Raw genomic sequence first — 10,452 nt, 5'->3', positions numbered from 1 at the left:
AAAGGCGCTGTATGCGAACTTACGAACAGGCCTAGAGATGTGCACTCATAAATTCGCATAATGTATATTATGTTAAATAATGTATAAAGAGACGGAACCCTTTAGCCCATCTCCGCATTACAACTGTGCTAATCATGCGTAGGCAGCCTCGGCTCTGTAGCCCCACCTCGAACAACCGAATCCGATATGTGTTCGACATTTCAGAATCCATAACAGACGCCGCTCACGAATCATAATCCCAGCTCTCGGAACAGCAGCACCCTGGCCGTCGCCTTTGTCTCTTTCTGGACGCTGAATCAAACATCCAGCAATGGTGACCGGCTTCAGCTTGTGCTGACGCACTGAACGACAACACCACCAGAGTCTCGCTGCGAAGTCTTTGCCCTCTCCTTCAGCGTGTCTGGTCGAACTGCTCGCGCAGGCGCCTGTTCTCGCGGTGCAGTTCGCGCAACTGGAAGGCATCGCGCACCTGATTGCGCAGATCCTCCGCCTCCCAAGGGCTGGTGACGAAGCGGTAGATCACGCCTTCGTTGAGTGCCTTGAGGATGCTGGTCACTGCATTGGCGCTGCCCAGCAGCATGCGTACTGCGTCCGGGTAGATGGTTCTGATCTTGCGCAGGAAGTCCACGCCGCTCATGTCCGCCAGCTCCAGGTCGGCCAACACCACGTCTACCGGGTGGGTAGCCATCAGGCTGAGTGCTTCCTGGGCATCAGCCGCGTTGAGGATGGTGTAGCTCTCCAGGCGCAGGGTGCGGCGCAGTTCATCCAGCTCCTGCTCCGCCGAGTCGATTACCAGTAGATAACGTGCGCTGCCATCGATGATGTTGGTCGGCAGGCTGAGCGGCGCGTTGCCTTGGAGGAACTGCATGCATGCTAGCGGCGGCAGCGGTGGTGAGTAGAAATATCCCTGCAGCTCGTCGCAGCCGGCGGCGCGCAGGAAGCTCATCTGCTCGGCCTGCTCTACCCCTTCGGCGATCACGCGGATGCCCAGGTTATGGCCGATGGAGATCATCGAGCGCGCCAGCGAGGCGCTGTCCGGCTCGGTGAGGATGTCGGTGATGAAGCTGCGGTCGATCTTCAGCTGGCGGAACGGGAAGCGCTTGAGATAGCCCAGCGAGGAATAGCCGGTGCCGAAGTCGTCGATCGAGAAGCGCACGCCCAGGTCGCACAGGCGCTGCATCTTCTTCTGCACCTCGCCAGCGTCGCTGGCGAGGATGGTTTCGGTCAGCTCGACCTTGATCCAGCGCGGCGGAATGGCCTGGGCCTTGAGCACGCCGAGGATGCGCTCGATGAAGTCGTCTTCGGCGAAACTGATGGCCGAGAAGTTGACCGCCACGCTGAGGTCCTGGCCGAAGAACTCGCGCCAGATCACCAGCTGCCGGCATACCACTTCGAACACATAGAAGTCGATGGAGGCGATCCAGCCGGTCTCCTCGGCCAGCGGAATGAACTCGGCCGGCGACACGATGCTGCCGTCGCGACTCCAGCGCACCAGCGCCTCGAAGCCGCACAGGCGGCCGCTCTGCAGGTCCAGCTGTGGCTGGTAGAAGACAATGAATTCCTGGTTCTGCAGGGCATGGCGGATCTGCCGTTCCAGGGCCAGGCGCGTCTGCACCTGCTCGTTCATCTCCGGCATGAAGGCACAGATACGGTTACGCCCCTGGTGCTTGGCCTGGTACATGGCGGTGTCGGCATTGCGCAGCAGGGTTTCCACGTCGCGGCCATCGGCGGGATAGCAGCAGAAGCCGATGCTGCAGCTGACCAGCACTTCCTGGTCGTCGAGCATTATCGGCGTGGCGATGCGGTTTTTCAGGCCTTCCAACCAGTTGATCTGCTCGCTGAGCTGCATGCCGTCGACCAGCACGATGACGAACTCGTCACCGCCCAGCCGCGCGATGGTGTCGATGTCGCGGATGCCGCCGCGCAGGCGCGAAGCAACCTCGACCAGCAACTGGTCGCCGATGCCGTGGCCGAGACTGTCGTTGACCACTTTGAAGTTGTCGATATCCATGAAGGCGACGGTGAACGGGCTGTTGTCGCGCCCGGCGAAGGCGATGGCCTGGCCGATACGGTCGTTGAGCAGGTTTCGATTGGGCAGGCCGGTGAGGCTGTCGTGGTTGGCCTGATGCTCCAGCTCCTCCTGGTAGCGCTTGCTCTCTGTCACATCGTGGAGGATGCCGACGAAATGGCTGACCTTGCCGCGATCGTTGATCACCGGCGCTACCCGCAGGTCATTCCAGAACTCCGAGCCATCCTTGCGGAAGTTGCGCAGCAGTGCCGCGCCCTCCTCCTGCGCCGCCAGCGCGCGGCGAATGTTGTCCAGCTCGGGCTGGTCGCGCTCCGCGCCCTGCAGGAAGCGGCAGTTGCGCCCCAGCACCTCCTGCACCGAATAACCGGTGATGCGCTCGAAGGCCGGGTTGGCGTAGACGATGGGGTGATCATCCTGCTCGGCGTCGGTGATGATCACCGCGTTGACGCTGGCCTCCACGGCCCGCGTGCGGGTACGGATCTCCAGATCGCGACGGCGCTGCTCGGTGATGTCCTGGATCACCACGATGGCGCCCTGGATCACCTGGTTGGCATCGAGGAACGGCACAGCCGAGTTGAGAATGGTCTTGCGCTGGCCCTTGAAGGTCTCGATGTCGATCACTTCGTTGCGCGAAATGCGCCCCTGCTTGACCGCGCGCATCATCGACCAGTCGCTCTCGGTGATGCGCTCGCCACTCTCAGCCCACCAGCCGCGGTAGTGGGCGTACCCCTCGGTGCCACCGGGGTGCGCACCGCCCCAGATCAGGCTGCTCTCCGGGTTACTCATGATCAGGCGGCCCTGCGGGTCGGTGACGAACACCCCCACCGGCAGGTTGTCGAGCACCTTGCGCAGCAATTGTTCGCTGGTGGTCAGAGCCTCAGTACGCTGCTCCACCAGCTGTTCCATGCTCTCGAACAGACGCACCCGCCCCAGAGCCATGGCCAGCTGACGGCCAATGGACGCCAGGGCGCTGAGCGAGTCGGCCGACCAGGGACGAGCGTCGCGTTGCACCACGTTGAGCATGCCGATGGTCTCGCCGCTCAACTGCAGCGGAATGCTGGCGTGGATACCCTCCCCTGGCTTGGCGCTGAGCGCCGGGCAGTTACTGATGTTGCTCGGCTGGCTCAGCTTGTCCTCATGCCAGGCGTGTCGGCACGGGCAGTTGAGTGCGCAGCTGTCCAGGTCGGCAGTGGCGTAGTTCGGGCCTCGCGCACAGGCGCCGGCCACCACCGCGGGCTCCTTGGGATCGCCGGAAGCGTCCAGCAGCAGCCAGGCGCCGACCGCGTCGGGGAACTCGAGGATGCGCCGCAGCGCGGCATCGATCACATGGCGCTCGCTCTTGGCGTCGGTCAGCCCACTGGTGAAGTGGAACAGGCAGTTGAGCAGCGAATTGGTGCGCGTCAGCTCGTCGTGCTTGTGCTGTAGCTCCTGATTTAGACGCACGCCCTGCTCGTAGGTGGAGATCAGCAGGTCGAGAATCTGCTGGCGGCCGGCGGTAATGAAGTGGCGCTCGCCCTCCAGCACCACTTCCACGCCCATCTGCACGCGCTCGTGGGTCCGCAGCTCGAGGTTGATCAGGAAGTAGCGGATGCGCGACATCAGGTACTTCTCGTCAAAGGGTTTGACGATGAAGTTGTCCGCCCCGGAAGCCAGGCCATGCACCACGTCGCGGGCATCGGCCAGCGAGGTCACCAGGATGATCGGGATCGCCTGGGTCTGCGCCGAGCTTTTGAGCTGGCGACACAGCTCGTAGCCGTCCATTTCCGGCATGACGATGTCGCTGATGACGATGGTCGGTTTGCGCACCGCCACCATCTCCAGCGCCTCGCGGCCATTGCGCGCGACGCGCACCTTGCAGCCGACGGCTTCGAGCATGTACTGCAGCTCTGTCGCCTGGGTGGGGCTGTCTTCCACCACCAGGATTTCGGCATCCGCGTACATGTCATTCCCTCCCATTGCTTCCGTTCACTACAGCCATGTGGGCGGCTATTGCATTGAGCAGCTCGGCGATGCCTTCGGGCGGCAGCACCTGGCGTGCAGCCTGCAGCTCGATGGCAGCTTTGGGCATCGAGTCGATCACCGCGCTGCTGGGGTCCTGCACCAGGGTCAGCGCGCCGGTGCTGTGCAGCTCGGCCAGGCCCTGGGCGCCATCGTGGCCCATGCCGGACATCTGGATACCGATCGCCTGCTTGCCGAAATGGCGGGCGACCGAGCGGAACATGTGGTTGGCGGCCGGACGCACGTGCTCGACCGGCGGACCATCGTCGAGCAGCACGCCGCGATTGGCGGCGAAACCCAGATGATGGTGATCCGGCGCCAGATAGAGCACATCCGGCAGCAGGCTCTGGCCGTTCTCGGCGACGCACACACGCATCGGCGTGAGGCTGGCCAGCCAGTCGCGAAAACTGGGCAGGAAGCCCGGCGCGATATGCTGCACCAGCACGATTGGCCAGGGTTGTGGTACCAGGCGCTGGAGCATGGCCTTGATGGCCAGCGGCCCGCCGGCCGAGGCGCCGATGGCCACCAGCTGCGGCGCGAGCGCCGCGGTTTGCGCCACCACGGGAGGAATGCCGGGCGTGATGCTGGTTTCGCTGCGCCGTTGGCGCCGGCTGATCTTTACCTGGGCCATATTGCGCAGTGTGCGCAGCAGCTCCTCGATGCGGTCGGCGAAGTCCCCGGCGGTCGGTGCGGTGGGTTTCTCCAGCACCGCCAGGGCGCCTGCCTCGAGTGCACGCATGGCGGTGGCCGAGGCGCGGTGATCGATGCTGGCCGAAAGGATCACCACCGGCAGCGGATAGCGTTCGAGGATGCGTTCGGTAGTCTCGTAGCCATTCATGCCAGGCATGTGCACGTCCATGGTGACGATGTCCGGGGTGAACCCGGCCAGTACCTGTAGCGCTTCGTCACCGCTGCCCGCCTCGCGCACCTCGAAGCCCTCGCCCTCGAGTACGGCGCGCAGCAGCATGCGGGTCACCGGTGAATCGTCCACTACCAATACGCGCATCGCATCTCCCTCAGAGCAGCCGGCGGATGGCTTCAAGCAGGCTGTCCTGCTCGAAGCCACTCTTGGCCAGGTAGGCATTGGCGCCCGATTCCAGACCGCGTGCGCGGTCCTCGGCGGAATGCAGGGCTGTCACCAGCACTACCGGCAACTCGGCCAACTCACGGTCGGCGCGGATGCGGCAGGTCAGGGTGAAGCCGTCCAGACGCGGCATTTCCACGTCGGACACCAGCAAATCGAACTGCCCCTGCTTCAAGGCATTCCAGGCCTCCAGGCCATCGTTGGCGGTGGTGACTCGGTAACCCGCCGCCTCGAGGATGGCCTTGAGCAGGCCACGCGAGGTGAACGAATCCTCGGCAATTAGCAAGCGCTTGAGCGTCTCACCGCGCTGCTCTCTTGGCTTCTGGCTGAGGCTGGAAGCCTCGCTGGCCAGTGCGCTGCGATACAGGTCGGCCGGATGCAGGATGGGCACCAGTTGGCCATCGCCCAACAAGGTGGCGCCCATCAGGTTGCGCACTCGCAGCAGTTGTTTGCCCAGGCTCTTGACGATGATTTCCTGGTCACCGAGAAGTTCCTCCACCAGCAGCACGAAGCGCTCGCCACGCACGCGAAGTAGCAGCAGGGTCAGGTCACCGCTGCCGAGCGCCGGCTGTGCCAGGCCGAGCACATCACCCAGTGGCCACAGCGGCAGCACCTGGCCCTCGAAGGCCAGAGTGGGACGGTTCTCCAGGGTGCGAATGGCACTCGGCGACACCCGCAGGCAGCGCTCCACCGCCAGCGCCGGCACGGCGAACACGCGCTCGGCATTGCGCACTATCACTGCGCGGAAGGTCGACAGGCTGAGCGGCAGATGCAGGTGGAAGCAGGTGCCCGCACCGGGCTGGGTCTCGGTCTCGATGCGTCCGCCGATGCGCTCCACTGTGTCCTGGATGATCGCCATGCCCAGGCCGCGCCCGGAGATGTCGGTCAGCATCGGGCTGGTGGACAGGCCGGAGACGAAGATCAGCGCCAGCGCCTCGCGCTCGCCCAGGTTCTCGGCTTGCTCGGGGCTGAGGCGCCCGGCGGACACGGCCTTGGCCTTCAGTCTACGCACATCGATGCCCTGCCCGTCGTCGCCGACACGCAGCTCGAAGCGGTCGGCGGATTCCTGTACCAGCTCCACCAGCAGCTTGCCCGCCGCGCTCTTGCCCTGCAGAGCCCGTTGCTCCGGGGTTTCCAGGCCATGGTCGATGGCGTTGCGCAGCAGGTGGGTGAGCACCACGCGCAGCTCGTCGAGAATGCGCTTGTCGATCTGCAGGCTGGCGCCACGCACTTCCAGTTCCGCGCGCTTGCCAGCCTGGCTGGCGAGGTCCTGGACCATAGCCGGCACGCCTTCGAACAGGCTGCTGCCGGAGAGCAACAAGGCGTCCTGCATCTCGGCGGTGAGCGATTCGGAGAGTTGGGTCAGGCCTTGGGCCAGCAGGCCACCGGCCTTGGCCAGACGGCTGGCGCCGAAGTGCAGACGGTCGAACTGGGACAGGCTCCAGTCGAGATAGTCGAGCACGCTCCTCAGCCCATCACGGGCGCCCTCGGGCATCTCGTTGAGACTTTCGCGCAGCTGGCGCAAGGCGCCGGAGCCGAACATTCGCTTGCTGCGTTGCGGCTCGAAGGCCGCAGCATGTTCCTGTAGCGCCCGAAAATGGGCCTGGGCCTCCAGCTTGTGCTGCAGCAGCACCTCGCTATGGAACAGCAAGGCATCCAGGCGCTGGGTCGAGACCCGTACCGTGGCCGGGTCCTGGGGGCTCACCTCCGCAGTGCCCACCTCCACTGCTGGCAGCGCCACCTCCTGGCCCATGGCGCTGTCGTTGAGGCTGTCGATCAGCTGGGCCAGCTCATGTTCTTCCACGGGCTGCTCGGCATGCAGGCGCTGCACCACCTTGAGCGTCAGCCGGCACAACTCGACCCGCTCGCGGCTCAGCTCCAGGTCGCCATGCCGCACTCCGCTGAGGAGGCTCTCCCAGGCATGGCACAGCTGTTCGATCTGGCTGACTCCGGCGGCGCGTGAGGCGCCCTTGATGCTGTGCACTTCGCGGAACAGCGATTCGACGTCGTCCTGGCTGGCCCCGCCCTCGCGCCAGTTGGCCAGGGCATCGGCCAGGATGGCCAGGCGCTCCGCCGCCTCGGCGCGGAAGCTGGCCAGCAGGCGTTGTCTGAGGGCATCACGATCCAGGGGCATGGCGGCTCAGCTCGCAGATCCGGCGCAGACCGAAGTCTGCCGTGGTCGTTGATGGCTAATCGGCATCCTGCCCTCCATGTGCCTAGTCGTCGTCACGAATCTGCAGATCGGGATCGGCCAGCAGGCGCGCGCCGTCCAGCACGGTCTTCTGATCCGGGGTCACGCCTAGCAGGTAGCGCGCGCGGATGCCGGTAAGGTTGGCCAGCTCGCTCTGCAGGCTGTCGCGGCGTAGCTGCTCGATGCCGCGGATACGGTCGGCCAGCAGGCCGAACTCCATCTCCGGGCTGCGCAGCACTACCAGGTAGTTCTTGTCGGAGAGACCCTCTATCGGTAGTTCGAAGAACACCCGCAGGTCCAGCACCGAGACGATATGCCCGCGCACCCCGACGATGCCCAGCACGAAGGGCGGCGTGCCCGGCAAGGGCGTGAACTGCGGCAGCGGCAGCGCCGCGACCACATGGCGGCTCTCCACCGCATAGACCTCCTCGCCCAGGGTGAAACAGAGCACTTCGATCAGGCTGTCCGGGCGCTCCTCCTGCAGGCTGCGCGCCCATTCGCGGGTGCGCGCCTGCAGGCGCTCTTCGCGTTGTTCTAGATCCGGGGCAAAGCCCTCGTCGATGCGCCGCTCGAACTCCGCCAGACGCTCGCGCAGTTGTTCCCAGCGCTGTTCGTCGTTCAGGAAGGTGGGCATGGCTCATCCCCCAGAAGTTGCTCGCACAACTGCTGCAGCTGGACACGGCCCAGCCCCTCGGCGAACTGCAACGGCTCGTGCACTTCGTCCTGCAGCAAACGGCAGCAGAGACGCAGCGCCTTGTCCCCAGCCTGGCGACGGCCCGTTTCACGCAACAACAGGCCCTGCTGGAAGTGCGCCATCGGGCATTCCGGCGCCAGGTACAGCAACTTGTGCAGTACCTGCAGCGCTGCCTGCACGTCCCCCTCGTGACGGGCCAGCATGGCCTGCAGCCAATACGGCTGCAGCGCTGCCGGGTCCAGAGCCTGCGCGCGCTGCAGCCACTCCTTGGCCTCGGCGCTGCGGTGTTGTTCGGCCCAGCTGCGGGCCTGCAACAGACAAGCCTCATAGCGTTGGTTCGGCGTCAGCCCTGGCTGATTCAGGTAGGTTTGAATCAGCTCCCACACGACTTCGTGGCGTCCCTGGTCCAGAGCTGCGATGGCGCGTTGCCAGAGCGGCTCCTGCGCTGGTTCTGCGGCTACCGCTGTGTCGGTGGGGGGCTGCGGCCTGGCGTGCATGGGCTGCGCTTCGCGGGTCGCTGACTGCGGGACGACCGTGGTCGACCGTGGCATTTGCCCGCCCGGCGCCAATGCATAGTTGCTACCAGCCCAGAAACCGCTGAGCCCGGCCTGGCTGGCCAGGCCCGCCTCCACCGCGCTGAGCAGCAGAATGCCGTCGGTACTCAGGCTCGCCAGCAGGCCGCGCAGCGTCGAGCCTGCATGTTCGGCGGAGAAGTACATCAGCACATTGCGGCAGAGGATCAGGTCGACGGCGAACAGACCGCTGCGAGGGTCCGGCAACGGACCAGCGCTCAGGTTGTGCTGCAGGAAACGGATGCGCCCACGCCACTGCGGACGCACTCGCCAGGCATTGCCCTCGGCCTGGAAATGGCGGCTGCGGAAGGCCTCTTCGTTACGGCGGAAGGCGTTTTGCCCGTAGCAACCCTGCTCGGCACGTGCCAGGAAGATGGAGTTGATGTCGCTGGCCAGCAATTCCACGGTCCAGCGCTCGCGCTCACCACCCAACAGCTCGTCGAGCATGAACAGCAGGCTGTAGGCCTCTTCGCCGGTGCAGCAGGCAGCACTCCACACGCGCAGCCGGTAGTTGCCAGCCTCGCGGCGGCGTTGCAGCACCGGGCGCAGGTGCTGGCGAGCCAGCCAGTCGAAGGCCTCGGGATCGCGACGGAAGTAGGTTTCGCCCACGGTGAACGCCGGAATCAGACGCTGAATCTGCGCGTCATCCCAGTCGTCGAAGGCCAGGTGCTCCAACCATACCGAGGACTCGCCGTCCTGCTCCTCGGCCAGCTGGCGCAGGCGACGCAGCAGGTCAGCGCGCCGGGAACTGGAGAAATCCAGGCCCAGATGCTGATGCACCTTGTTCGCCAATAGCTCCAGCAGGCGCGGCGAGCAGAGTGGATCAGCCTGGCGCATGGCCCGCTCCTCTGGCATCCAGCGCCTGCTGCAGTTCGTTTTCGTCGGCGTCCGAGAGTACCTGCTCGATGTCCTGGATCAGCAGCATGCCCTCCTCCGTGCGCAGCACGCCGCGCAGCAGCTCGCTGGGCACCTGCGGCTGGGCGGCGGGCACTAGGTCGTCAGGCTCGCATTGCGTCGCCGTTTCCACTTGCTCCACCGGAACCAGCAGCTCGCGAGCGCGACTACGCAGCCAGAGAAATGGCTGCCACAGGCCGAGCGGCGGCGTCTGCCAGGCGAAGCGCCGAGCCAGGTCGACCACGGGAACGATCTGCCCGCGCACATTGGCCAGGCCGATAACGGTTTGCGGGGCCCCAGGCAATGGCATGCACTGCAGGGCCGGGATCACCCGGATCACGCTGTCCAGAGGTACCGCCAGGTGCTGTCCTGCTAGCCGAAAGGGCAGCACAGATAATCTATCCATAGAGGCATCCAGTTGCCGCTAGCACTCATCTTTACCCTAGCCCAGCACTACGCAACGTCCAGCGAACCCGTCCCCGCAGTCAGGTAATCACTCCTATTCGTCTTCAGCCGCGGCAAGCCTCCATGGCCGAGTCTGGCACGCCGAACAGCGCGTCGAAGGCCCACTGGAAGACGAATGCATAGAAAAAGAAGAACAGCAGCAGGCCGAAATCGGCGACCAGCGCCTGCCACCAGGTGATATCCAGCCACCAGGCCATCAGCGGTACCAGGAGCAGTGCCAGCCCGCCTTCGAAGCCCAGCGAGTGCAGGATGCGCCGTCTCAGCGTGCGGCTGCGCTGGAGCTGACGTGCCTCCCAGTACTCGAACAGGCTGTTGAACACCATGTTCCAGCTCAGCGCCACCAGCGACAGCAGCAGCGCCAGGGTGCTGGAGTAGACCAGGCTCTCGTCGAAGCCCCAGGCGATCACCGGCGAGACGAACAGCGCGCCCACCAGCTCGTAGAGCAGCGCCTGTACGACCTTTCTCTTCGCCCCTTGCATAGCTCACCTCACCCTTTGCAGCTCGTTTCCATGGCGTGAAATCTAT

7 protein-coding genes are annotated in these 10,452 nt (G+C 65.0%); all 7 read right to left on the bottom strand.

Annotation, left to right across the window (positions count from 1 at the left end; all coding sequences use genetic code 11):
- Nucleotides 1-391 precede the first annotated feature (391 nt).
- Nucleotides 392-3,970: an EAL domain-containing protein gene (locus IP89_RS02200; RefSeq protein WP_043307322.1), complete on the bottom strand. Its 3,579-nt coding sequence runs from the start codon at nucleotides 3,968-3,970 to the stop codon at nucleotides 392-394.
- Between the two features lies 1 nt (nucleotide 3,971).
- Nucleotides 3,972-5,033, bottom strand: a complete 1,062-nt coding sequence (locus IP89_RS02195; protein WP_043307319.1) for a chemotaxis protein CheB — start codon at nucleotides 5,031-5,033, stop codon at nucleotides 3,972-3,974.
- 10 nt (nucleotides 5,034-5,043) lie between these two features.
- Nucleotides 5,044-7,245, bottom strand: coding sequence for a response regulator (locus IP89_RS02190; RefSeq protein WP_043307318.1), 2,202 nt, complete (start codon nucleotides 7,243-7,245; stop codon nucleotides 5,044-5,046).
- 82 nt (nucleotides 7,246-7,327) lie between these two features.
- Nucleotides 7,328-7,936 carry a chemotaxis protein CheW gene (locus IP89_RS02185; RefSeq protein WP_043307317.1) on the bottom strand — a complete coding sequence of 203 codons (609 nt, stop codon included), beginning with the start codon at nucleotides 7,934-7,936 and terminating at the stop codon, nucleotides 7,328-7,330.
- On the bottom strand, nucleotides 7,921-9,405 hold the full coding sequence (locus tag IP89_RS02180; protein WP_043307315.1) for a CheR family methyltransferase: 1,485 nt from the start codon (nucleotides 9,403-9,405) through the stop codon (nucleotides 7,921-7,923). Before IP89_RS02180 ends, IP89_RS02185 begins: the two co-directional genes overlap by 16 nt.
- A complete protein-coding gene (locus tag IP89_RS02175; RefSeq protein ID WP_043307313.1) occupies nucleotides 9,392-9,868 on the bottom strand; it encodes a chemotaxis protein CheW in 477 nt (158 codons plus the stop codon). The genes IP89_RS02180 and IP89_RS02175 overlap by 14 nt, the downstream gene beginning before the upstream one ends.
- 103 nt (nucleotides 9,869-9,971) lie before the next feature.
- A complete protein-coding gene (locus tag IP89_RS02170) occupies nucleotides 9,972-10,406 on the bottom strand; it encodes a PACE efflux transporter (protein ID WP_043307311.1) in 435 nt (144 codons plus the stop codon).
- Between the last annotated feature and the right edge of the window lie 46 nt (nucleotides 10,407-10,452).

The sequence above is a fragment of the Pseudomonas sp. ML96 genome (assembly GCF_000761545.1).
Classification (GTDB): domain Bacteria; phylum Pseudomonadota; class Gammaproteobacteria; order Pseudomonadales; family Pseudomonadaceae; genus Aquipseudomonas.
Note: the sequence above shows the minus strand (reverse complement) of the source record. Positions and strands in the feature narration are given on the sequence as shown.